This is a genomic window from Streptomyces sp. NPDC018947 (assembly GCF_044390505.1).
Lineage (GTDB): Bacteria > Actinomycetota > Actinomycetes > Streptomycetales > Streptomycetaceae > Streptomyces.
Genome location: NZ_JBIRZD010000005.1, coordinates 244,093 through 267,735, shown reverse-complemented (window position 1 = coordinate 267,735; position 23,643 = coordinate 244,093). Strand labels below are relative to the sequence as shown.

19 protein-coding genes and 1 riboswitch are annotated in these 23,643 nt (G+C 74.1%); of the genes, 8 read left to right on the top strand and 11 right to left on the bottom strand.

Features of this window, described 5'->3' with window-relative positions; genetic code table 11:
• Positions 1-86 precede the first annotated feature (86 nt).
• From argF to ACH499_RS12970, 9 genes are all read right to left on the bottom strand, one after another.
• Complete coding sequence (gene argF, locus ACH499_RS13010) at positions 87-1,094, bottom strand: ornithine carbamoyltransferase (RefSeq protein WP_399015427.1); 1,008 nt, start codon at positions 1,092-1,094, stop codon at positions 87-89.
• A 130-nt stretch (positions 1,095-1,224) separates the two neighbouring features.
• Positions 1,225-2,451: an arginine deiminase gene (locus ACH499_RS13005; protein WP_356203469.1), complete on the bottom strand. Its 1,227-nt coding sequence runs from the start codon at positions 2,449-2,451 to the stop codon at positions 1,225-1,227.
• Positions 2,452-2,551: 100 nt separating this feature from the next.
• Complete coding sequence (locus ACH499_RS13000) at positions 2,552-5,146, bottom strand: polynucleotide kinase-phosphatase (protein WP_399015423.1); 2,595 nt, start codon at positions 5,144-5,146, stop codon at positions 2,552-2,554.
• Positions 5,143-6,684, bottom strand: a complete 1,542-nt coding sequence (locus ACH499_RS12995) for a 3' terminal RNA ribose 2'-O-methyltransferase Hen1 (protein ID WP_356203471.1) — start codon at positions 6,682-6,684, stop codon at positions 5,143-5,145. Before ACH499_RS12995 ends, ACH499_RS13000 begins: the two co-directional genes overlap by 4 nt.
• 150 nt (positions 6,685-6,834) lie before the next feature.
• On the bottom strand, positions 6,835-7,758 hold the full coding sequence (locus tag ACH499_RS12990) for an LLM class F420-dependent oxidoreductase (protein WP_356203472.1): 924 nt from the start codon (positions 7,756-7,758) through the stop codon (positions 6,835-6,837).
• A 68-nt stretch (positions 7,759-7,826) separates the two neighbouring features.
• Positions 7,827-8,318, bottom strand: coding sequence for a DUF6099 family protein (locus tag ACH499_RS12985; RefSeq protein ID WP_356203473.1), 492 nt, complete (start codon positions 8,316-8,318; stop codon positions 7,827-7,829).
• 197 nt (positions 8,319-8,515) lie between these two features.
• The gene (locus ACH499_RS12980; protein WP_356203474.1) at positions 8,516-8,878 is read right to left on the bottom strand and encodes a nucleotide pyrophosphohydrolase; all 363 of its coding nucleotides are present in this window, start codon (positions 8,876-8,878) and stop codon (positions 8,516-8,518) included.
• Entirely contained in the window at positions 8,875-10,050 is a 1,176-nt protein-coding gene (locus tag ACH499_RS12975; protein WP_356203475.1) for an ATP-binding protein, read from the bottom strand. The genes ACH499_RS12980 and ACH499_RS12975 overlap by 4 nt, the downstream gene beginning before the upstream one ends.
• A gap of 127 nt (positions 10,051-10,177) precedes the next feature.
• Entirely contained in the window at positions 10,178-10,570 is a 393-nt protein-coding gene (locus tag ACH499_RS12970) for a cell division protein SepF (protein WP_356203476.1), read from the bottom strand.
• Positions 10,571-10,787: 217 nt separating this feature from the next.
• On the opposite strand from ACH499_RS12970, the gene ACH499_RS12965 reads away from it, so the two are divergent.
• From ACH499_RS12965 to ACH499_RS12930, 8 genes are all read left to right on the top strand, one after another.
• The gene (locus ACH499_RS12965; protein ID WP_399015417.1) at positions 10,788-13,910 is read left to right on the top strand and encodes an FAD-binding and (Fe-S)-binding domain-containing protein; all 3,123 of its coding nucleotides are present in this window, start codon (positions 10,788-10,790) and stop codon (positions 13,908-13,910) included.
• A 521-nt stretch (positions 13,911-14,431) separates the two neighbouring features.
• Complete coding sequence (locus ACH499_RS12960; RefSeq protein ID WP_356203479.1) at positions 14,432-15,808, top strand: chloride channel protein; 1,377 nt, start codon at positions 14,432-14,434, stop codon at positions 15,806-15,808.
• A 56-nt stretch (positions 15,809-15,864) separates the two neighbouring features.
• Positions 15,865-16,353: a potassium channel family protein gene (locus tag ACH499_RS12955; protein ID WP_399015519.1), complete on the top strand. Its 489-nt coding sequence runs from the start codon at positions 15,865-15,867 to the stop codon at positions 16,351-16,353.
• Positions 16,354-16,535: 182 nt separating this feature from the next.
• Complete coding sequence (locus ACH499_RS12950) at positions 16,536-17,825, top strand: globin domain-containing protein (RefSeq protein ID WP_356203481.1); 1,290 nt, start codon at positions 16,536-16,538, stop codon at positions 17,823-17,825.
• A gap of 150 nt (positions 17,826-17,975) precedes the next feature.
• A riboswitch (cobalamin riboswitch) is annotated at positions 17,976-18,161 on the top strand.
• Between the two features lie 29 nt (positions 18,162-18,190).
• The gene (locus ACH499_RS12945; protein WP_399015413.1) at positions 18,191-18,886 is read left to right on the top strand and encodes an energy-coupling factor ABC transporter permease; all 696 of its coding nucleotides are present in this window, start codon (positions 18,191-18,193) and stop codon (positions 18,884-18,886) included.
• The gene (locus ACH499_RS12940; RefSeq protein WP_356203484.1) at positions 18,883-19,230 is read left to right on the top strand and encodes an energy-coupling factor ABC transporter substrate-binding protein; all 348 of its coding nucleotides are present in this window, start codon (positions 18,883-18,885) and stop codon (positions 19,228-19,230) included. Before ACH499_RS12945 ends, ACH499_RS12940 begins: the two co-directional genes overlap by 4 nt.
• Entirely contained in the window at positions 19,231-19,980 is a 750-nt protein-coding gene (cbiQ, locus tag ACH499_RS12935; RefSeq protein WP_356203485.1) for a cobalt ECF transporter T component CbiQ, read from the top strand.
• Complete coding sequence (locus ACH499_RS12930) at positions 19,977-20,825, top strand: energy-coupling factor ABC transporter ATP-binding protein (protein ID WP_399015410.1); 849 nt, start codon at positions 19,977-19,979, stop codon at positions 20,823-20,825. The genes cbiQ and ACH499_RS12930 overlap by 4 nt, the downstream gene beginning before the upstream one ends.
• Positions 20,826-20,852: 27 nt before the next feature.
• Here the strand turns inward: ACH499_RS12930 and ACH499_RS12925 are convergent, their stop codons facing one another.
• Both ACH499_RS12925 and ACH499_RS12920 read right to left on the bottom strand, forming a co-directional pair.
• Positions 20,853-22,469 carry an MFS transporter gene (locus ACH499_RS12925; protein WP_399015407.1) on the bottom strand — a complete coding sequence of 539 codons (1,617 nt, stop codon included), beginning with the start codon at positions 22,467-22,469 and terminating at the stop codon, positions 20,853-20,855.
• Positions 22,470-22,976: 507 nt separating this feature from the next.
• The gene (locus tag ACH499_RS12920) at positions 22,977-23,633 is read right to left on the bottom strand and encodes a TetR/AcrR family transcriptional regulator (RefSeq protein WP_399015406.1); all 657 of its coding nucleotides are present in this window, start codon (positions 23,631-23,633) and stop codon (positions 22,977-22,979) included.
• Positions 23,634-23,643: the final 10 nt, after the last annotated feature.

The following is a 23,643-nucleotide window of genomic DNA, read 5'->3' as shown; positions in this document are numbered from 1 at the left end:
TTCTGGTGGTGCGGGGCGCGACGGTGGTCGCGGCCGACGGCGCGGAAGGGGTGGCTCCGGGCCGTCGGTCAGCTTATCGGGGTCACTCAGGCGAGGGTGGCGACCAGCACGGCCTTGATGGTGTGCAGCCGGTTCTCCGCCTCGTCGAAGACGACCGAGTGCGCGGACTCGAACACCTCGTCCGTGACCTCGAGGGAGTCGAGACCGTGGGCCTCGAAGATCTCCTGGCCGACCTTGGTGTCCAGGTCGTGGAAGGCCGGCAGGCAGTGCAGGAACTTCACGTCCGGGTTTCCGGTGGCGCGCAGGACGTCCATGGTCACCGCGTAGGGGGCCAGCGCGCGGATCCGCTCGGCCCAGACGTCCTTGGGCTCGCCCATGGAGACCCAGACGTCCGTGGCGACGAAGTCGGCGCCCCGGACGCCCTCGTCCAGTGCCTCGGTGAGCGTGAGGCGCGCCCCGCTCGCCTCGGCCAGCTCGCCTGCCCGGTCGACGACCTCCTGGGCGGGCCAGTAGCTCTTCGGGGCGACGATGCGCACGTCCATGCCGAGCAGCGCGCCGGTGACCAGGTAGGAGTTGCCCATGTTGAAGCGGGCGTCGCCCAGGTAGGCGAAGGCGATCTCCGACAGGGGCTTGGCGCTGTGCTCGGTCATGGTCAGCACGTCGGCGAGCATCTGGGTGGGGTGCCAGTCGTCGGTGAGGCCGTTGTAGACGGGCACCCCTGCGTACGCGGCCAGCTCCTCGACCTTCCGCTGGCTGTCGCCGCGGTACTCGATGGCGTCGAACATCCGCCCGAGCACGCGGGCGGTGTCCTTCACCGACTCCTTGTGGCCGATCTGCGAGCCCGAGGGGTCGAGGTACGTGGTCGAGGCGCCCTGGTCGGCGGCGGCGACCTCGAAGGCGCAGCGGGTGCGCGTGGAGGTCTTCTCGAAGATCAGCGCGATGTTCCTGCCCCGCAGGTACGGTGTCTCGCTCCCGGCCTTCTTGGCGGCCTTCAGCTCCGCGGCCAGCCCGACCAGCCCGCGGAACTCGTCCGCGGTGAAGTCGGTCTCCTTGAGGAAGTGGCGGCCTGCGAGGGCGGTCGGGACTGTCGCCATGGGGGCGCTCCAGAGGTACAGGGACAGGGACTCCTGGAAGTCTATACGAAGTCCTGAATTTATATGCGCCCGGATGGGGGGCGTACGCGTGGCCCGCGTCTCCGTGACGGCCCCCTCACCGGACGGCCCCCTACGGGACGGCGTCCCGTTCCACCGGGCAGCTCATGCAACGCGGCCCGCCCCGGCCCCGGCCCAGCTCGCTGCCCGGGATCTCGATCACCTCGATGCCCTGCTTGCGCAGGTGGGTGTTGGTGGTGGCGTTGCGTTCGTAGGCGACGACGACGCCCGGTTCGACGGCCAGGACGTTGCAGCCGTCGTCCCACTGCTCGCGCTCGGCCGCGTGGACGTCCTGCGTCGCGGTCAGCACACGGATCTCGCCCAGCCCGAGGGCGGCGGCGATCGCGCGGTGCATGTGCTCGGGCGGATGGTCGGTGACCTTCAGCTCCTTCTCCCCCACGCCCGGCTCGATGGTGTACGAGCGGAGCATCCCCAGCCCCGCGTACTGGGTGAAGGTGTCGCCGTCGACCATCGTCATCACCGTGTCGAGGTGCATGACGGCACGCCGCTTGGGCATGTCGAGGGCCACGATCGTGCGCGCGGAGCCGGCGGCGAACAGCTTGTGGGCGAGCATCTCGACGGCCTGCGGGGTGGTGCGCTCGCTCATGCCGATGAGCACGGCGCCGTTGCCGATGACCAGCACGTCCCCGCCCTCGATGGTGGAGGGGTAGTCGGCCTGCCCCTCGGACCACAGGGGGAACGCCTCGTCGCGGAACAGGGGGTGGTGCCGGTAGATCGCCTCGAAGTGCACCGTCTCGCGCTGCCGCGCGGGCCAGCGCATCGCGTTGATGGAGACCCCGTCGTAGATCCAGGCCGAGGTGTCGCGGGTGAAGAGGTGGTTGGGCAGCGGGTCGAGCAGGAAGTCGTCCAGCTCCATCACGTGGAAGCGCACGGAGGTCGGCTCCGCGTGCGCGTCCAGGAACTCCCGCTTGGTCATCCCGCCGACCAGGGCCTCGGCCAGTTCCCGGGCGGGCAGGGTCTCGAAGGCGGCCCGGAGGTGGTCCGTGGCCAGCACCCCGTACTCCTTCTCGTCGAAGACCCGGTCCAGGACGAGCCGGCGGGCCGCCGGGACGTCCAGCGTCTCGGTGAGCAGGTCGCCGAAGAGGTGCACCTCGACCCCGCGGTCGCGGAGCACGTCGGCGAACCCGTCGTGCTCGGCGCGCGCCCGGCGCACCCACAGCACGTCGTCGAAGAGAAGCGCGTCCTTGTTGCTGGGGGTGAGCCTTTTGAGCTCGAGGTCCGGCCGGTGCAGGATGACGCGCCTGAGCCGCCCGGCCTCGGAGTCGACGTGGAATCCCATGTCTCCATCCTGACCATTCGGGCGCGTGTTCACCCCCGCTTGCGCGGACATGTCGTGGCCGCTCCCGGCCGGCCCGTTCGCGGGGCCGGCCGGGACCGGGTCACAGCCGGGGGTCGACCGGCTCCGACTCCAGCGCGAGGACGGCGAAGACCGCCTCGTGCACCCGCCACAGCGGCTCGCCGTCCGCCAGCCGGTCCAGGGCCTCCAGACCCAGTGCGTACTCGCGTATCGCCAGGGACCGCTTGTGGTTCAGGAACCGCTGCCGCAGCCTGGCCAGGTTCTCCGGGCGCGTGTACTCGGGCCCGTAGACGATCCGCAGGTACTCGCGGCCCCGGCACTTGATGCCGGGCTGCACCAGACGGCCCCTGCCGTCGCGGACCAGGGCGGCGACGGGCTTGACGACCATGCCCTCGCCGCCGCGGCCGGTCATCTCCAGCCACCAGTCGGTACCGGCCCGCACCGACTCGGGGTCGCCGGTGTCCACGTACAGCCGCCGGGTGGTCCGCAGCAGGCCGCTGCCGTCGTGCTCGACCATCCGGTCGACGAGGGCGAGCTGCTCGTCGTGCGGCAGGGCGGCCAGGCTGCGGCCCTGGACGGCGAGGATCTGGAACGGGGCCAGGCGGACGCCGTCCAGGCCGTCGGTGGTCCAGCAGTAGCGGCGGTACGCCTCGGTGAACGCGGCGGCGTCGGCGGCCCGGGCCCGCTGGCGGGCAAGGAGGCCGGTGACCTCCACACCCCGCGCGGCGGCGCCCTCCAGTGCGGCCAGCGCGCCCGGGAACACCGCGCCGGAGGCGGCACCCACGGCGGCGTACTGGGAGCGCAGCAGCCCCGACGCCTTCAGCGACCACGGCATCAGCTCGGCGTCCAGCAGAAGCCAGTCGGTGGCCAGTTCCTCCCACAGGCCGGCCGCGCCGATCGCCGCGCGCAGCCGGTCGAGGACCGCCTCGGTGACGGACGCGTCGTCGAGGAAGGGCCGGCCGGTGCGGGTGTAGAGGGACCCGGTGGGGCCTGCCCCGCTCCCGGCCGCGCTCGAGCGGGAGGTGCCCCCGACGCCGAAGCGCGCCCGGGCCGTCTCCGCGTCGCGGCACACCAGGACCACCGCCCGCGAGCCCATGTGCTTCTCCTCGCACACGACCCGCTCCACGCCGTCGGCCGCGTACTGCGCGAACGCCTCCTTCGGGTGCTCCAAGTAGCCGTCCTCACCGGAGGTGGCGGTCGGCGCCATGGTCGGCGGGAGGTACGGCAGCAGCCTCGGGTCGACGGCGAAGCGGCTCATCACCTCCAGGGCCGCCGCACCGTTCTCCTCCCGTACGGTGATCCGGCCCGCGTGCCGGGTCTCCACCGCGCGCCGGCCCTGGACGTCCGCGAGGTCGAGCGGCCGGCCGTCGTGCCCGCCGGGCGCCTCGGTGCGCAGCGGCCTGGCCGGCTCGTACCAGACCCGCTCGGCGGGTACGTCGACCAGCTCGCGCTCGGGCCAGCGCAGGGCGGTGAGCCTGCCGCCGAAGACGGCGCCGGTGTCCAGGCAGATCGTGTTGTTGAGCCAGGTGGCCTCGGGGACCGGGGTGTGGCCGTAGACGACGGCCGCCCGTCCCCGGTAGTCCTCGGCCCACGGGTAGCGCACGGGCAGGCCGAACTCGTCGGTCTCGCCGGTGGTGTCGCCGTACAGGGCGTGGCTGCGGACCCGGCCGGAGGTGCGGCCGTGGTACTTCTCCGGCAGGCCGGCGTGGCAGACCACGAGCCTGCCGCCGTCCAGGACGTAGTGGCTGACCAGGCCGTCGATGAACTCCCGTACCTCGGCCCGGAACTCCTCGCTCTCGCCCTCCATCTGCGCGACGGTCTCGGCGAGTCCGTGGGTGTGCCGGACCTTGCGTCCCTTCAGGTGGCGGCCGTACTTGTTCTCGTGGTTGCCGGGGACGCACAGCGCGTTGCCGGACGTGACCATGGACATCACACGGCGCAGCACGCCGGGGCTGTCCGGGCCGCGGTCGACGAGGTCGCCGACGAACACGGCGGTGCGGCCCTCGGGGTGGACGCCGTCCGCGTAGCCCAGCTTGGCGAGCAGCGCCTCCAGTTCGGCGGAGCAGCCGTGGATGTCGCCGACGATGTCGAACGGGCCGGTGAGGTGGGTCAGGTCGTTGAACCGCTTCTCGGTGACGACGGTGGCGTGCTCGACCTCCTCGACGCCGCGCAGGACGTGCACCTTGCGGAAGCCCTCGCGCTCCAGGTGGCGCAGGGAGCGCCGGAGTTCGCGGATGTGGCGCTGCACGACCCGGCGGGGCATGTCGGCCCGGTCGGCGCGGGTCGCGTTGCGCTCGGCGCACACCTGCTCGGGCACGTCGAGGACGATGGCGATCGGCAGGACGTCGTACTTCCTGGCCAGGTCGACGAGCTGACGCCGGGCGTCCTGCTGCACGTTGGTGGCGTCCACGACGGTGCGGCGGCCGGCGGCGAGCCGCTTGCCCGCGATGTAGTGCAGGACGTCGAAGGCGTCCCGGCTCGCGCTCTGGTCGTTCTCGTCGTCGGCGACCAGTCCCCGGCAGAAGTCGGAGGAGATGACCTCGGTCGGCTTGAAGTGGCGCCGGGCGAAGGTGGACTTGCCGGAGCCGGAGGCCCCGACGAGGACGACGAGGGAGAGATCGGTGACGGGGAGGGCGCGGGCCCGCACGGTGGCCCCGCCGGTGCCGGTGGTGGTCATGCGGCCTCCGCCTCCTTCTCGGTCCCCGACTCGCTGCTGGTGCGGGTCCCGGTCTTGATCTCGGTCTCGGTCTCGGTCCTGGTCTCGGTCTCGGTCCCGAGGGTGAACACGGCCATCTGCGTGGGCGGCCCCACCTCGGGGTCGTCCGGGCCGACCGGGCGGAACCCGACGGCGTACCCGTGCCGTCCGGCGACCCGCTCCGCCCACGCGCGGAACTCCTCGCGGGTCCACTCGAAGCGGTGGTCGCGGTGGCGTACGTGGCCGGCCGGAAGGGACTCCCAGCGCACGTTGTACTCGACGTTCGGCGTGGTGACGACGACGGTACGCGGACGCGCGGCGCCGAACACCGCGTACTCCAGGGCGGGCAGCCGGGGCAGGTCGAGGTGCTCGATCACCTCGCTGAGGACGGCGGCGTCGTACCCCTCGAGCCGCTTGTCGGTGTAGGCGAGGGAGCCCTGGAACAGGCGCACCCGCGCGGCCTGCCGCTCGCCCATGCGGTCCAGTCCGAGCCGCCGCGAGGCGACGGTGAGGGCGCGCACCGACACGTCCACGCCGGCGATCTCGGTGAACCGCGGCTCCTTGAGCAGCTCGCGCACCAGGTGGCCCTCGCCGCAGCCGAGATCGAGGACACGGGCGGCGGCGTGGTCCCGCAGCACGGTGAGGATCGCCTCGCGCCGCTGGACGGCGAGCGGGGCCGGCCGCTCCTCGTGCTCCGCCTCCTCGGCGACGGCGTTGTCGATCTCCTCGACCTCGCTGTCGTCGGTCTCGGCCAGCCGGACCAGCTCCAGCCGGTCCATCGCCTCGCGGGTGAGCGACCAGCGGCGGGTCAGGTAGCGGCTGGTGATCAGCTTCATCTCGGGGTGGCGGGACAGCCAGGTGCCGCCGGCCCGCATCAGCTTGTCGACCTCGTCCGCGGAGACCCAGTAGTGCTTGGCGTCGTCGAGCACCGGCAGGAGGACGTAGAGGTGGCGCAGCGCTTCGGACAGCGTGAGCGTGTCCGCCTCCAGGGTCAGCCGCACGTACCGGGAGTCGCCCCACTCGGGGAACGCGGTGTCCAGCGGTACGGGGGTGGCGGTCACCGCCCAGCCGAGCGGCTCGAACAGGCGCCGGACCAGGTCGGGACCGCCGCGTGCGGGCAGGACGGGCACCTCCACGCGCAGCGGGAGCGGCTCGGCCGCGCGCTCCGGCCGGGCCTTGCACACACCGCGCATCGCGCTGGAGAAGACGTTGCCGAGCGCGACGGCGAGCAGTGAGGAGGCCGCGTAGGGGCGGTCGTTGACGTAGTTCGCGAGTGCCGCGTCGGGGGCGCCGCCCCGGCCCTTGCCCTTGCCCTTGCCGCGCCTGACCAGCGCCACCGGGTCGGTCTCCAGCAGCAGCGCCGCCGTGCAGCGCTGCTCCTCCGCCTCGGGGTAGAGCACGTGGGCCGTGCCGAAGGAGGTGGAGAACGCCTGCGCGCGGTCGGGATGCTTGTGCAGCAGGAAGCCGAGGTCGGTCGCGGGGCGCTCGGGGGTACCGGTGGTGGTGAGGGACAGGAACATGCGGAGGGCCTCTCCGGCTTGGACGGACACGACGGGGGCCGCCGTACGCGAAGGCCCCCGGGGACGGTGATCCCGGGGGCCCGGCAGGACGACGGTCACACCATCGCACAGCGCGTGGGACCGGCGCTTTCCTTTATCGCGGCGGCGGGGTCAGGACAGTTGCCCCATGACCTGGGAGGAGATCAGCTCCAGGTGGTCCAGGTCGTCGAGGTCGAGGATCTGGAGGTAGATCCGCCGGGACCCGACGGCGGCGTAGCGGCCGATCTTGTCGACGACCTCGGCCGGGGAGCCCGCCAGGCCGTTGGCCTTCAGCTCGTCCACCTCGCGGCCGATCACCGCGGCGCGGCGGGCGACCTCGGCGTCGTCCCTGCCCACGCAGACGACCAGGGCGTTGGAGTAGGTCAGCGCGTCGGCGCCGCGCCCGGCCTGCTCGGCGGCGGCCCTCACCCGGCCGAACTGGCGCTCGGTGTCCTCGATCGAGGCGAAGGGGATGTTGAACTCGTCGGCGTACCGGGCGGCGAGGCGCGGGGTGCGGGTGGCGCCGTGGCCGCCGATGAGCACCGGGACCTTCGCCTGGGCCGGCTTGGGCAGCGCGGGCGAGTCGGTGAGGTCGTAGTAGGTGCCGTGGAAGTCGAAGGTCTTGCCGACCTCGGTCCGCCACAGGCCGGTGACGATGGCGAGCTGCTCCTCGAGGCGGGCGAACTTCTCCTTGGGGAAGGGGATGCCGTACGCCTTGTGCTCCTCCTCGAACCAGCCCGCGCCCAGGCCCAGTTCGACACGGCCGCCGGACATCTGGTCGACCTGCGCGACCTGGATGGCGAGCACGCCGGGCAGCCGGAAGGTGCCGGCGGTCATGAGGGTGCCGAGCCGGATGCGGCTGGTCTCACGGGCGAGGCCGGCGAGCGTGATCCAGGCGTCGGTGGGGCCGGGGAGGCCGTCCACGGATCCCATGCGCAGATAATGATCACTGCGGAAGAAGGCGTCGAAGCCGAGGTCCTCGGTGGCCTTCGCCACGGTGAGCAAGGTGTCGTAGGTCGCCCCCTGCTGGGGCTCGGTGAAGATACGCAGTTCCATGCGTTCCATCCTGCCTGGTGGCAGGGTGTGCCCCGGTCAGGCCGCCGTGCGCCGCGGCGGATGTCCCCCTAACCCGCCGCCCGCTGCGGCGGCGCAGGTTCGGGGACCGGCGCCGCGGCGTCCCGGTCCGCGAGCCGGCGCAGCATCTCCAGGACCCGGTCGCGTGACTCGTCCGCCGCGTCGATGGCCTCCATGCACTGCCAGTAGGTGCCCTCGTCGTCCACCCCGCAGGCGATGCCGACCAGGGCGATGCCGATCTCGCCGAGGAGCGTGCCGAGGCACATCAGGGCCTGGCGGGCGTCGCCGAGTTCGGTGAGCTGGGCGGCGCGCAGCTCGCCCGGCGCCAGCTCGGGGGTGCTCAGCACTCCGCAGCCCCGGCCCGCCAGTTCGGTCAGTCCCAGTGCCTCGCCGCGCAGTTCGGGCGGCCCGTGGACCGCCAGCCTGCTGCCTATCGCCTGTGCGAGGGCCTGGGACTGCCACACCTCCGTCAGGATCTCAGGCACCTCGCCGCCGGCGGCCAGGGCACGCCCGCTCGTCACGATGAGCCGCACCGCGTCCATGCGCTGCCCCCGTCTGTCCCGACGCGCCGTGGCGCGTCCGCCCGAACTCCGTTGTTCACTACCCAGAGTGAAGGTGAGTGGGGCGAAAAGCCAGAGCTAGGCGGAAATCTTCGGACAACAAAGGGAGTTCGGACCGGAAATCGACTTCGGAGAGTGATAGCGGAGTCTCCAACTCCTTGTTCGCGGCGCCCGTCTCCTCAGTCCCCGTGCGGCCCTCGCTCCCCTGGGGCGGGGAAGCGGGACTCGTTGCGGTCGATCTTCGCGTCGAGGGCGGCGAGCGGGTCCACGCCGAGCACCTCGCAGAACTGGAGCAGGTACGCCAGGACGTCGGCGACCTCGTCGCGCACCCGGTGCGCGGTGTCCGGGTCGTCCATGACCCGGGACGACTGCTCGGGCGTCAGCCACTGGAAGATCTCCTGGAGTTCGGAGACCTCCACGCTGAGCGCCGCGACGAGGTTCTTCGGGGTGTGGTACGGCTGCCAGTTCCGGGCGGCGGCGAACTCGGCCAGCCGGCGCCGCAGCGCCGTCAGGTCGGGGGCGGGGCGGGGATGATCGGTCACGGCTCCAGGTGTACCACCGTGACGCCCTCGGCCCCGGCGGCCCAGGAGGCGTCCGCGACGGAGGCGACGAGGCGGATGTGGCCGCGGTCGCACATCCGGGCGGCGAGGGCGAGCAGTCCCGCCCGCTGGCGCACGTCGAGGCAGCGGTCGAGGCCGTCGGCGAGGACGGTGAGCGTCTGCAGCGCGGCGGGCACCTCGCCGGCCGGGTCGACCTCCAGCACCCCGGGGCCGGTGAACAGCACGAGCGCGAGGGCGAGGTAGCGCAGTTCGCCGTCGCCGAGCCGCGCCAGGCCCGTGCGCACGCCGTCGCCCCGGTCCAGCAGGGCGCGCGTCACCCCGCCCGCGGGCTCGGCCAGGACGTCCTCGACCGGGTCCGCGCATCCCTCGCGTACGGCGGCGACAAACTGAGCGTGCCGCCGCCCGCACTCGGACCGGGTGCGCCCCAGCACGTCGGCGAGGTTGTCGCAGCCGCCGAGCAGCCGCCCGGGGCCGGTGGGCGCGGGCGCGCGCATCCGCTCGGGGAGCGGGTCGCAGGAGAAGACGGACCGCAGGGCGACCACCGTCTGCTCGGCCGCCGCGAGCACCCTGCGCTGCCCGTCCGTCGTGCCGGCCACGCGCAGCGGCAGCAGGGCGGTGCCGAGCCGGTCGTCGGGCAGCGGGGCCCGGGTGACCTGTGCCGGGCCGGCCGTGTGCCAGGCCGCCTGCACCGTACGCCGGCCGGGGTCGCGCAGGGCGGTCTCCAGCAGGACGACCCCGTTCGCCGACAGCCGCTCCCCCACGATCCGCAGCTCGGGTTCCGCCTGCACGGCCAGGTCGAGCCGGACCGGGCCCTCGGGTCCGTCCACCGTGCAGCCGATGCGGAAGCCCCGCCGCCGCTGGGCGTCGGGGCGGGCCCGCTCGGGGACGCAGGCGGCCGGGTCGGGGAAGACCGCGTCGAGCCGCGCGCCGCCGCCGAGCCGCGCGAGCGCCTCGTAGGCCCGCAGCGCGCTGGTCTTGCCGCAGCCGCTGGGGCCGGCGAGGAGGGTCAGGGGCGCGAGCGGGATCTCGGTCCGCCGGTGCCTGGCGAAGGCGGACAGCCGCAGTCGCGTGACGCGAGGTCGGTCCTGGGGCGAAGGAAGGGGCGGGGCGGAGGCGGCCTGTGCGGACGCCGTCGACGCGAGTGACACGGCCATGTGCGGACCGTAGGCCGCCGCCGTCGCGGGGAACCGTTCCGTCCGCCGGACGTTCCCACGATCGGGCGACGGGACCGGGCGGCGCGCGACGCCCGTCGCACGCCGGTGCCCGGCCCCGTCCGGCCCGTCAGATCCCGGGCACCTGGGCGGCGCCCTCCATCAGGCCGTTCACCTCGGTCCCCGCCGGAGTCAGCAGGAACACGTTGCGGTCGACCCGGTGCATACCGCTGGCCAGGCCGAACACGACACCCGTACTGAAGTCCAGGACGCGCTTGGCGACCTCCGACTCGGCATTGGTCAGGTCCAGCAGCACCGGGATGCCGGACATCAGCGTCTCGGCGACCTCGCGGGCATCCGCGAAGACGTTGACCCTCAGGACGACGAAACGGCGGCGTGCCTCCGTCTCCGCCTCCGGCAGCGCGCGATGGCCGACCGAGGACGGCCAGGCGTCGCGCCCGCGCAACGGAACGACCTGGGCGAGCCCTTCCCACTGTTCATCGGTGACGTCGTAGCTGTTCACCGGCTCCCCCGATTCCACTCGCCTTCATTGCGTGCACCAGCCAATTCTTACGTCAACTCACCCGTTCGGCCCAACAACGACACGAGACGCGCCCCTGCCTGCGCGCACCGGCGGCCCCGTGGTTGCCGTGACCGGCGGAGGGTACCCGGCGGCCGTCGTGCGGCACGCACGGCCCCCTCGTCCGCCGTCGCACCGTACATCCCGCCGAGGAGGACCCATGGGCGCACTGGACCTGCCCGAGCCCGTCGTCCGCGCTCAGGCGCCGCCGGTCGACACGGCCGCGCTGCGGGACGCGCTGCGGGAGCGGGTCGACGGCGAGGTCAGGTTCGACGCCGGCAGCCGGGCCGCGTACTCGACGGACGCCTCGAACTTCCGGCAGACGCCGATCGGCGTGGTCGTGCCGCGCACCCCGGAGGCCGCCGCCGAGGCCGTGGCCGTCGCCCGGGAGCACGGGGCGCCCGTGCTGTCGCGGGGCGGCGGGACGAGCCTGGCCGGTCAGTGCACGAACGCCGGGGTGGTGATCGACTGGTCGAAGTACTGCACCCGCCTGGAGTCCGTGGACCGCGAGGCCCGGACCTGCGTCGTGCAGCCCGGCATCGTCCTGGACGACCTCAACCGGCGGTTGGCGCCGTACGGCCTGCGCTTCGGGCCCGAGCCCGCCACCCACGCCAACTGCACCATCGGCGGCATGATCGGCAACAACTCCTGCGGCGCCACGGCGCAGGCGCACGGCAAGGTCGTCGACAACATCGCCCGCCTGGAGGTGCTGCTCTACGACGGCACCCGCTTCTGGTGCGGGGAGACCGGTGACGAGGAGTACGCGGAGATCGAGCGGTGCGGCGATCTGCGGGCGACCGTCTACCGGCGGCTGCGCGCCCTGCGCGACACGTACGCCGACGAGATCCGCCGCCGGTTCCCGGACATCCCGCGCCGGGTGTCGGGCTACAACCTGGACTCGCTGTTGCCCGAGTACGGCTTCGACGTCGCCGGGCTGCTGGTGGGCAGCGAGTCGACGCTGGTCACCGTCCTGCGGGCGGAGCTGGAACTGGTGCCGGTGGTGAAGGAGCGCACCCTGGTGGTGCTGGGGTTCGACAGCGTCGAGCGGGCCGCCGACGCGGTGCCCGAGGTGCTGCCGCACGAGCCGATCGCGCTGGAGGGCGTCGACGCCCGGCTGATACGCGACGAGCGCATCAAGCACCTCAATCCGCAGGCGCTGGCCGAGATGCCCGGGGGCAAGGCGTTCCTGCTGGTGCAGTTCGGCGGCGACACCGTCGAGGAGGCGGACGCGCGGGCCCACCGGATGCTGGAGGCGGTGCACCGCTCGGAGCACGACGCCGACTGCGCGTTCATGGACGAACCGGCGCGCGAGCAGGAGCTGTGGCAGGTCCGTGAGGCCGGGCTCGGCGCCACCGCGCACGTTCCTGGCCGGCCCGACACCTTCGAGGGCTGGGAGGACTCGGCGGTCGCGCCGGAGAAGCTGGGGGACTACCTGCGGCGGCTGCGGGCGCTGTTCGAGGAGTTCGGCTATCTCGGCGACACCGGGCCGAGCCTGTACGGCCACTTCGGGCACGGCTGCGTGCACACCCGCATCCCGTTCGACCTGTACACCGCCGAGGGGGTGGCCACGTACCGCAGGTTCATGGAGCGGGCGGCCGACCTGGTCGTCGAGTTCGGCGGGTCGCTGTCGGGCGAGCACGGCGACGGACAGAGCCGGGGCGAGCTGCTGCCGCGCATGTTCGGCGACGGGCTGGTGGAGGCGTTCGGGCGGCTGAAGGCCATTTTCGACCCGCTGGACCGGATGAACCCCGGGAAGGTCGTCGCGCCGTACGGTCTCGACGAGAAGCTGCGGCTCGGCGCCGACTGGGCGCCGCACGAGCCCCGTGACCTGCACTTCCGCTTCCCGCACGACGGAGGGTCGTTCGCGCAGGCCGCCAACCGGTGCGTCGGTGTCGGCAAGTGCCGCCAGCACACCAGTGAGGGCACCGTGATGTGCCCGTCGTACCAGGTGACCCGGGAGGAGGAGCACTCCACCCGGGGCCGGGCACGGCTGCTGTTCGAGATGCTCGACGGGCACGGTGACGCGGCGGTCCGGGACGGGTGGCGGTCAAAGGCGGTCAAGGACGCCCTCGACCTGTGCCTGGCCTGCAAGGGCTGCAAGAGGGACTGCCCGGCGGACGTGGACATGGCCACGTACAAGGCGGAGTTCCTGTCCCACCACTACGCGGGCCGGCCCTGGCGCAGGCCCCGCTCCGACTGGACGATGGGCTGGCTGCCGGCGCTCGCGCGGATCGTGGGCCGCGCCCGGCTCGGCCCGGTCGTCAACGCGTTCACGCACGCGCCGCTGCTGTCGCGGGCCGCGGTGGCCGTCGCGGGGACGGCGGACCGGGAGGTGCCGCTGTTCGCCGAGCGGACGTTCCGGCAGTGGTTCGCCGGGCACGAACCGGAGGGCGACGGGCGGCGCGGCACGGTGATGCTGTGGCCGGACACCTTCACCGACCATTTCCACCCGCACATCGGGCGGGCGGCCGTGCGGGTGCTGGAGCACGCGGGCTGGCGGGTGGAGCTGCCCGACGAGGCACTGTGCTGCGGGCTGACCTGGATCTCCACCGGGCAGCTCGGCACGGCGGAACGGGTCCTCGCCCGGACCGTGCGCGCCCTGGCCCCCCATGTGCGCGCGGGCGGGCCGGTGGTGGCGCTGGAGCCGAGCTGCACGGCCGTGTTCCGGGCGGACGCGGTGGAGCTGTTCCCCGGCGACCAGGATGTGGCCCGGCTGTCCGAGCGGACGGTGACGCTGGCGGAGCTGCTCACCGCGCACTCGCCCGGGTACGAGCCGCCGCGGGTGCCGGAGCGGTCGGCGCGGGCTCTGGCGCAGGTGCACTGCCACCAGCACGCGGTCATGGGCTGGGAGGCCGACCGGGAACTGCTGCGCCGGGCCGGGGTGGACGCGGAGCGGCTGGACTCCGGCTGCTGCGGGCTGGCCGGCAACTTCGGCTTCGAGCGCGGCCACCTGGACGTCAGCGAGGCGTGCGCGGAGCGGGTGCTGCTGCCGAGGCTGCGGGAGGAGGACGAGACGACGGTCGTCCTCGCGGACGGCTTCAGTTGCCGCACCCAGATCCACGAGTTCGACAGCGGCGGCCACGAGGGGGTGCACCTGGCGGAACTCCTGGCCTCGGCGCTGCCCGGCCCGGCCGGCGCACCGGGCAGCGCCTACGCCACCGCACCGGGCGCCCGCCCCGCCCCTCCGGGCCCCCGCGCCCGCGCCCTGGCCCTCGCGGGCACGGGGCTGGCCCTCGCGGGGGCCGCGGCACTGCTGGCGCGGGTCCGACGGGGTCGCCGCTGAACCGAGGACGCGCGTGGCGCGGCCGCGACGGAGCGGGGCTGTCGTACGTCGTCCGCCCGGGACGCGGCGTCTTCACCGCGTGGGTGAACGGACCGTGCGTCACCCCACCGGGGGGGACGCGGCGCACGGGTGCGCGTGCGGTGCGCGCACCAGCGCGGCTGAGCCGGGGGGACGGTGCCGTGCCGCCGAGCGCGCGGCGCGCCGGCGGTCCGCCCGGGACGGCCCGGAACCGCGCGGCGGGCCGCGTGCCGCGGCGGCCGGGCCGGGAGGCGGTCCCGCCGTCGGCCGGGGGGCGACGCGCCTCGGCAACCCCCGTCCCCCACCGCCCGGTGCGCGCGGGGCCTGACTCCGGCGGGGGTGTGTGGCATGCGGTGGGGACGGAGCTCGCGTTTACTGGGGCGCACAGCAAACGCACGCGTGGGCGCGCTGACGGGCCGTCGGGCCGGCGCCGCAGAGGTGGCGGACCGAGGAGGGCCCGTGTCGAAGCACCCCCCGTCGCCGGCCGCCGGGCCGACGGTCCCGTGACGGCGCCGCGGGGCTCGGCGGGCGCGAACGCCGCGAACGCCGTACCGGAGCGGGCCGAGCGGTCCCTGCGGAGCACACTGCTCAGCACCGGCTATCTGCGGCTGCTCCTGCTGTGCGTACTGCTCGGCATCCCCATCGCGCTGGCCTGCTTCTTCTTCGTCGGCCTCCAGCACCAGTTGCAACACTGGGTGTGGACGTCGCTGCCGAAGGCCGTGGGATACGGCACCCCGCCCTGGTGGTGGCCGCTGCCCGCCCTGGTGGTGGCCGGGCTGATCCTGGCGCCGATCGTGACCCGGATGCCGGGGCGCGGCGGCCATCTGCCGGTGAACGGGCTGGGCGGCGCGCCCGTCGGGCCCAAGGCGCTGCCCGGTGCCGTCCTCGCCGCGCTGGCCACCCTGCCCCTCGGCGTGGTCCTCGGTCCCGAGGCCCCCCTGATGGCGGTCGGCAGCGGCCTCGCCCTGCTGGCGCTGCAGCGGGCGGGCCCCGACGTGGATCCCCGCGCGAGCGCGGTCCTGGCGACGGCCGGCTCCACCGCCGCGATCTCCACCATCCTCGGCGGTCCGGTCGCCGCAGCCGTCCTGCTCATCGAGGGTGCGGGGCTGGCCGGCGCCCAGATGGTCACCCTGCTGCTGCCCTGTCTGCTGGCCAGCGCGACGGGCGCCCTGGTCTTCACCGGCTTCGGGCACTGGACGGGCCTGAGGATCGGCGCGCTGGGCCTGCCGGACGTGCCGCCGAACACCGGTCCGGACGCCGGCGACTTCCTGTGGGGCGTCCCGACGGCGGCACTGATCGCGGTGCTGATCACGCTGGCCCGCGCGCTCGGCCGCCGCACGGTCACCTGGACGGAGCACCGCACCGCCCCGCGCACCGTGCTGTGCGCCACGGCGGTCGGCGTCTGCGTCGCCGCGTACGCGCTGATCACCGGCCGCTCCCCCGCCGAGGCGGCCCTGTCCGGCCAGGCCGCCCTCGCCGAACTGGCCGCGCACCCGCACGCCCTGTCCGTGGGCGCGCTGGTCGCGCTGGTCGCGTGCAAGGGCCTCGCCTGGGGCATCGCCCTGGGCAGTCTGCGCGGCGGTCCGATCTTCCCCGCCGTACTGCTGGGCGCCGCGACGGCCATGGCCTGTGCGGGACTTCCGGGCTTCGGCGCGACCCCGGCCCTCGCCCTCGGCATCTCCGCCGCAGCGGCCGCGGTGACGGGGCTGCCGCTGGCCAGCTCGGTGCTGGCGGTGCTGCTGGTGGGCAAGGACGCGCACGACCAGATGCCGCTGATCGTCGTCGCGTCGGTGGTCTCGTTCGTCGTGGCCCAAGTGGTCCGCCGCGGCGAGCCGAAGGCGGGGGCACCGGCGAAGGCGGGACCGGAGGCGGCCCGGTGACGCCCCGGGACGCCCGCGGGGTCCGGCGTCCCGGGGCGGGTACGGTCCGGGCCTGGCTGCTGCGGGCCGCCGCGGCGGTGGGCACGGTCGTGGCCTACTTCCTGCTCCCCCTCGATCACCTGGGTCCCCACCGGCCCGTGCTGAGCTGGGTGCTGTTCGGCCTGGTCCTGAGCGCCGTGGCGGCACTGCTGCTCCGGCAGATCCACCAGGTCCTCACCGACCGCCGCGACAGCCATCCCGGCGTGGTCATCGCGCTGCTGATCCTGCTGACCGTGCACGTCTTCGCCGCCACCTACTACGCGATGGCCAAGCAGCCCGGTGAGTTCCGCGGCCTGGTCACCCGCGTCGACTCCCTGTACTTCACCGTGGTCACCCTCGCCACCGTCGGCTACGGGGACATCACGCCCCGCGGGCAGAGCGCGCGCATCGTCACCATGCTGCAGATCCTCTACAGCTTCGTCTTCCTCACCGCCGCGGGCACCGCGCTGACCCAGCGGGTGCGCGCCACGGTGCTGCGGCGCACCGAACAGGAACGGCGGCCCTGACCGGCAGGGCGGCAAGCACATCCGCCTCCCGTTGTCGAGGGCCCAACGTCCCCGCCACCCGGGGACCTTGGGGCAATTGCCCTCAATGCCATACTGACCTGCGCTTTTACCCCAGCGACACCTTTCGCAAGGAGCACAGACATGCCCAGAGGCGTCCGTCAGAAGCGGAGCGTTTGCTGACCATGAGCAAGGACGGCACCACGTACCACACACTCCTCGCCCGGCACGACGCGATGCGGTTGCGGCGGCAGTTGCTCTCCTCGGGCGGTGACACCGGCGGGCGGCCCGCGGCAGAGGAGTCGTACGACGGGGCCGCGGACCAGCGGATCATCATGCGGGACCTCGATCTGGTGGGCCCGTTCGACGAGTTGATCAGGGACCTCTACCAGGTGCTGTTCGCCCGGCATCCCTCGCTGCGGTCGCTGTTCCCGGCCACGATGGCGTTCCAGGAGGCTCATCTGGCGCGGGCGTTCTGGTACCAGATCGAGCATCTGGACCGGCCCGAGGAGATCACCGAGCGGTTCACGCAACTGGGCCGCGACCACCGCAAGCTCGGGGTGCGCCCGGCGCAGTACACGGCGTTCGAGGAGGCGCTGCGCGAGGCGGTGCGCCTCCGGGCGGGCGACCACTGGAGCGTGGAGCTCGACCGGGCCTGGACGCGGATGCTGCGGCTCGGCGTCGACGCGATGGTCCGGGGCGCGGACGCCGCCCTGCGCGAACCCCCCTTCTGGCGGGCGACGGTGACGGACCACCGGATGTGCGGGCCGGATCTCGCGGTCCTGCGGGTCCTGCCGCACGAGACCTTCCGCCACCGGGCCGGCCAGTACACGGCCGTGGAGTCCGCCCGGCTGCCGCACACCTGGCGCCCGTACTACCTGGCCGGTTCGCCGGGCCAGGACGGGGAGGTGGAGCTGCACGTCAGGTGCACCGGCCCCGGCGGGGTGAGCGAGGCCCTCGTGCACGGCACCGGACCCGGCGACGAGGTGCGGCTCGGTCCGCCGAAGGGCGAGCTGGCGCTCGGGGAGGACTCCGCGGGCGCGCTGCTGCTGGTGGCCTGGGACACCGGCTGGGCCGCGATGAAGGCGGTGCTGCGGGACGTCGACCGCCGTGCGCGCTCGGCACCCGGGCAACGGGCACGCCGGGTGCGGCTGTTCCTCGGCACGGGCGCCGTGGCCGACCTGTACGACACCGACCACCTGACCGGTCTCGAACAGCGCTGCCCCTGGCTGACGGTGGTCCCGGTGGCGGGCGGCTCGCCGGACGAGGGGCCGTACGACCGGCTCGCGCGGGCGGTGGCCCGCAGCGGTCCCGTACCGGGTGACCGGGCCCTGCTCGCCGGGCCGCCGGACATGGTCCGCACGGTGACGGCCGCGCTCGCCCACGCCGGTCTGCCCGCCGAGCACGTCCGGCACGACCCGCTGCCCGCCGGGCCGCGGGACCTGGCGCACCTGGCCGGCTCCGCCCTGCGGTGAGCCGTCGGCCGCGGGGCGCGTGACCGATGCCACGGGTGGCGGACGAGGAACCGGAGCTGCGGGCGTTTCCGCAGCTCCGAGGCCTTTCGGCGGGCCCGGCGACGCCCGTGCCGAAGGGTGGGGCCGCTTGTCACCGCCCCGGTGGGCGCACTACTGTCACCACGCCTTGGTGAACGGGAAATCCGGTGTGATGCCGGTGCGGCCCTCGCCACTGTGAATCGGGAAGTCCGGCTCCGGCCCTCGCGGGCAGCCACTGGGTCCTCGTGACCCGGGAAGGCGGAGTCCGGGCGGTGGTACCCGTCAGCCAGGAGACCGGCCAAGGCGCGTCGTCCATCCACGAGGTGCTGGAGAGGGTCTGCCGAGTCATGCACATAGCCGAGGGCTTTCTGCCTCCGGCGCACGCGATCGCCTGGGGCGTCGCGTCCGCGCCGTTCGTCGTCCACGGAGTCCGGTCACTCACCCGTGAGGTCAGGGAGCATCCCGAGAGCACGCTGCTGCTCGGGGCTTCCGGGGCCTTCACGTTCGTCCTGTCGGCCCTGAAACTGCCCTCCGTCACGGGCAGTTGCTCGCATCCCACCGGGACGGGCCTGGGCGCGATCCTGTTCCGGCCGCCGGTCATGGCGGTACTGGGCACGATCACCCTGCTCTTCCAGGCGCTGCTGCTCGCGCACGGCGGCCTGACCACCCTCGGCGCCAACGTCTTCTCCATGGCGATCGCCGGGCCGTGGGCCGGGTACGGCACCTACCGGCTGCTGCGCCGATCCGGAGTGCCGCTGATGGTCACGGTGTTCTTCGGGGCGTTCGTCGCCGACCTGTCCACCTACTGCGTCACCAGCGTGCAGCTCGCGCTGGCCTTCCCGGACCCGGGCAGCGGATTCCTGGGCGCGCTCGGCAAGTTCGGGTCCGTCTTCGCCGTCACGCAGATCCCGCTCGCGGTGAGCGAGGGCCTGCTCACGGTGGTCGTGACGCGCCTGCTGGTGCAGTCCAGCAAGGGCGAACTGACCCGGCTGGGCGTGCTGCCGGCCGGCGCCGGCGAGCGCGGGGAGGCGATGGCCCGGTGAGCCGCAACACGAAGATCAACGTCCTGCTGCTGCTCGCCGTGGCCGCGCTCGCGGTGCTGCCGCTGGTGCTCGGCCTAGGCGACCACAAGGAGGAGCCGTTCACCGGGTCCGACGCCGAGGCCGAGAAGACGATCACGGAGATCGAGCCGGACTACGAACCGTGGTTCTCGCCGCTGTTCGAGCCGCCGTCCGGGGAGATCGAGTCCGCGCTGTTCGCCGCGCAGGCGGCCCTCGGCGCGGGGGTGCTGGCGTACTGCCTCGGCCTGCGCCGGGGACGGCGCCAGGGTGAGGAACGCGCGGCCCGGGCCGCCCGGCGGGACGCGCCCGCGTCCGAAGGGGACTGAGTGCTGCCGATCGACGCGGCGGCGCACAGCAGCCGGTGGCGCCACCGGCACCCGGTGGACAAGGCGGTGCTCGGGCTGGGCCTGACCGTGCTCGCGATCTCGCTGCCGCCCTGGCCGGGCGCGGCACTCGTGCTGCTCGCGGCGCTGGTGGTGCTGCTCGGACCGGCGGGTGTGCCCGGGCGGCGGCTGTGGCGGGCGTACCGGGTGCCGCTCGGCTTCTGCGTGACCGGTGCGCTGCCGCTGCTGGTGCGGGTCGGGGGTCCCGGTGGTGTCGTGGGCGTGGCGGACGGCGGGGCGGTGCGCGCCGGGGAGCTGCTGCTGCGTACGTCGGCCGCGTCGCTCGGGGTGCTGCTGTTCGCGTTCACCACGCCGATGTCCGATCTGCTGCCCCGTCTGGTGCGGGCCGGGGTGCCGGCGCCGGTGGTGGACGTGGCGCTGGTGACGTACCGCATGAGTTTCCTGCTGCTGGACTCGGTGCGCCGGATCCGCGAGGCACAGGCCGCGCGGCTGGGGCACACCACGCGGGCCGCCGCCTGGCGCTCGCTCGGTGGGCTCGGAGCCACCGCGTTCGTACGGGCCTTCGACCGGGCGGCCCGGCTGCAGGCCGGGCTCGCCGGGCGCGGCTACGACGGGACGCTGCGCGTGCTGGTGCCCGGGGCCCGGGTCTCCGTGCCCTTCACGGCGGCGAGCCTCGCGCTGCTCGCGGCACTTGCCGCCCTCACCTTCGTACTGGAAAGGCCGTTGACATGAGCGAGACCGCCGAACCGGCGCTGATCGCCCTGCGGGGCGCGTCCTTCGCGTACGAGGAGGGGCCGGTCGTGCTGAGCGGTCTGGACTTCGAGGTGCGCGAGGGGCGCGCGCTCGCGCTGCTGGGCCGCAACGGCAGCGGCAAGACGACGCTGATGCGGCTGCTGAGCGGCGGACTGAGGCCGCGCGAGGGGCGGTTGAGCGTCGAGGGGCGGCCGGTGACGTACGACCGGGCGGGGCTGACCCGGCTGCGGACCACCGTGCAGTTGGTGGTGCAGGACCCGGACGACCAGTTGTTCGCGGCGTCCGTCGCCCAGGACGTGTCCTTCGGGCCGCTGAATCTCGGGCTGCCGGACCGGGAGGTCCGCTGCCGGGTCGAGGAGGCCCTCGCGGCGCTGGACATCTCCGCGCTGGCCGACCGGCCGACGCACCTGCTGTCCTACGGGCAGCGCAAGCGGGCCGCGATCGCGGGCGCGGTCGCCATGCGGCCCCGGGTGCTGATCCTCGACGAGCCGACCGCCGGGCTCGATCCGGACGGGCAGGAGCGCCTGCTCGACACCCTGGGCCGGCTCGGGGCGGGCGGCACGACGGTGGTGATGGCCACGCACGACGTGGATCTCGCCCTGCGCTGGTCCGACGACGCGGCGCTGCTCACCGGGTCCGGGGTGCACACCGGCCCCACGGCGACGACGCTGGCCCGCACCGATCTGCTCGGGCGGGCCGGGCTGCGTCTGCCGTGGGGCGTGGCGGCGGCGCGACTGCTGTGCGCCCGGGGGCTGTTGACGGACCCGGCCGAGGGTCCGCGCACGGCGGAGGAGCTGGCGGCCCTGGCGGCCCCGGCCGGCTAGACCGGGCGGGGCCGGGGGCCGCGCCGCTCAGCTCGCCGCGTCGCTGGTCTCCAGGTCCTTGGCCGGCGCGGTCCCTTCGGCGGGCCGGCGCCGGTCGAGGGCGCGGCGGCCGGGCAGGACGGCGAGGACGATCAGGGTGCCGGCGGCCATGATGATCCCGCCGACGAGACTGGTCGTGGAGACGCCGTGGGCGAAGGCCTCGTGGACGGCGTCGGCGAGGGCCTGCGCCTGCTGCGGTCCGCCGGAGGGCGTCCTGGCGACCTGTTCGGCGACCGCGAGTCCGGCGCCGACGGAGTCCTGGGCGGTGTCCAGCGCGGCGGCGGGGAGCCGGCCGCCGGCGAGGTCGGCCAGTTCGTCGCGGTAGGCGGTGCCGAGCAGGGAGCCGAGGACGGCGATGCCGAGCGAGCCGCCGAGTTCGAGGGCGGTGTCGTTGGCACCGCCGCCGACGCCCAGTTCGCTCTCCGGGAAGGAGCCCATGATGGTGTCGGTGGCCGGGGAGACGCTGAGGCCGATGGCGAGGCCGAGCAGCAGCATCGGGGCGAGGAAGTCGCCGTACGTCGAGCCCTTCTCGACGAGGACGAGCAGGAAGACACCGACGGTGCCGATGACCATGCCGGCGCCGACCAGGGCCTTCACTCCCAGCTTCGGGGTCAGCCGTCCGGTGACCGCGGCGCCGACGAACACGGCGCCGGCCAGCGGCAGCAGACGTACACCGGTCTCCAGGGCGCCGTAGCCGAGGACGAACTGGAGGAACTGCGTGGAGTAGTAGATGGCGCCGTAGGTGCCGAAGAAGAAGAACAGCACGGCCAGCATGGAACCGCTGAACGGCCGCTGGAGGAACCTGCGCACGTCGAGCATGGGCTGCGGGTGGCGCAGTTCCCAGGCCACGAAGGCGGCCAGGCCGACGGCCGCGACGGCGGCGGCGGTGACGGGGCCGGCGCCCCAGCCGAAGTGCGGGCCCTCGATGGTCGCGTAGACCAGGCTGCCGACGGAGACGATGGAGAGCAGGCCGCCCACGTAGTCGATGCGACCCATTCCGGTCGCGCGGGACGGCGGTACGAGGACCAGCGCACCGATGACGGCGAGCACCGCGATGGGGACGTTGACCAGGAAGGTCGAGCCCCAGGAGTGGTCGCCGAGCAGCCAGCCGGCGACCAGCGGGCCGACGGCGATGGCGAGTCCGGAGGTGGCCGTCCAGGCCGTGATGGCGCGGGCCCGCTCGCCCTTCGGGAACATGGCGACCAGCAGGGACAGCGTGGCCGGCATGACGACGGCGGCGCCGACGCCCATGATCGCGCGGGCCGCGATGACCAGGTCGGTCTCGTGGACGAGGCTGCCCATCACCGAGCCGCCCGCGAAGACCACCAGGCCGGCGATCAGGGCGCCGCGGCGGCTGTACTTGTCGCCGATCGCGCCGAGCACCAGCATCAGCGCGGCGTACGGGACGGTGTAGCCGTCGATGACCCACTGGAGGTCGCTGCTGCTCAGGCCCAGGTCGGTGGTCATGTCCGGGGCGGCCACGATCAGGGACGTGTTGGCCATGACGACGATGAGCAGGCTGAGGCAGAGAACGATCAGGGCCCACCAGCGCCGTGGGTACGGCCCGGTCATCTTCTCGACGGGTGTGGTGGCCAGTAGGGGCATGGAAGGGCTCCCGGGAACGAAGGCAGGTTAATTGCCCATCGGTGTGCAGAGTACTGCCAGGGTAGTTTCTTGCCCATCCATGTGCAAACACGCTGGTGCGCTGCGCCGGGAGGGCGGGACGACGGGTGCGGGGTCCGTGGTCGCCGGGGCTCGCGGGGGTGGCCGGTCGGCCGCACTGCCGGTGCGGGGCGGGCCGTGCGCGGCCGGGCGTGCGCGGCTGCGGGGAGGGCGGCAGCAGCCCCGGGGCCGACGCGTCGGGTGGGGAAGGCCGGGCAGGCACGCGGGGTGCGCGGGCAGCAGCGTCCGACGGATGCACGGGCGGCGCCCTACGGAAGCGCGGGCGGAGCGGACAGCGGCGGCGCCGGACAGCGGCGTCCGGCCGAAGAACGGGCGGCGGCGTGCGACGCGAGCACGGGCGACGCGCCCCGACGCAGGCAGCGGCGTCCGGCCGAAACGCGGACGGCGGTGTCCGGCGCAAGCGCGGGCCGCGGCGTCCGGCCGTGGGGGTCAGTCCTCCGGGGTGGTGGGGCCGGGGACCGTGGGGGACACGGACTCGACGACCTTCTCGGCACGTTCCCGGGGGACGCCCGCCGCGACCAGCGTGGCGACCGTGGCGCGGGTGCCGTCGTCCTCCAGGGCGCCGGTGTTGACCTGCTCCAGCAGGGCGACGATCATCGCCTCCAGCCCGGCGCTCAGCACGGCGGGCGGCAGATGGGCGGGGAAGGCGCCGTCCCGCTGGCCGCGCTGCAGGATGGCGGTGACCTCGGCGCGGGCCGGGGCGAGGATGTCGGCGACGCGCTCCGCGCCCAGGTCGTGCCGGGCCAGCGCCAGCAGCATCCGGTAGCGGTCGCCGACGGGCCACAGCAGCAGCATGAAGTGCGCGAGCGCGCGCTCGGCCGGTTCGGCGGGCCCGGGCCCCTCGGCCGCCGAGGCCATCGTGCTGCGCAGCACCTCGGACGCCTCCTCGGCGAGGGCCTCCAGCAGCGCCGCGCGCCCGGGGAAGTGGCCGAAGAGGGTGCGCCGTACGACCCCGGCGGCCCGGGCCAACTCCTCGAGGGTGGTGTCCGGGTCGCGCCCCAGCTCGCGGCGGGCCGTGGCCAGGATGCGCGCCCGGTTGGAGCGCGCGTTGCGTCGCTGCGGCTCGCGGGCCACGGGCTTGGACACGGTGGAACCT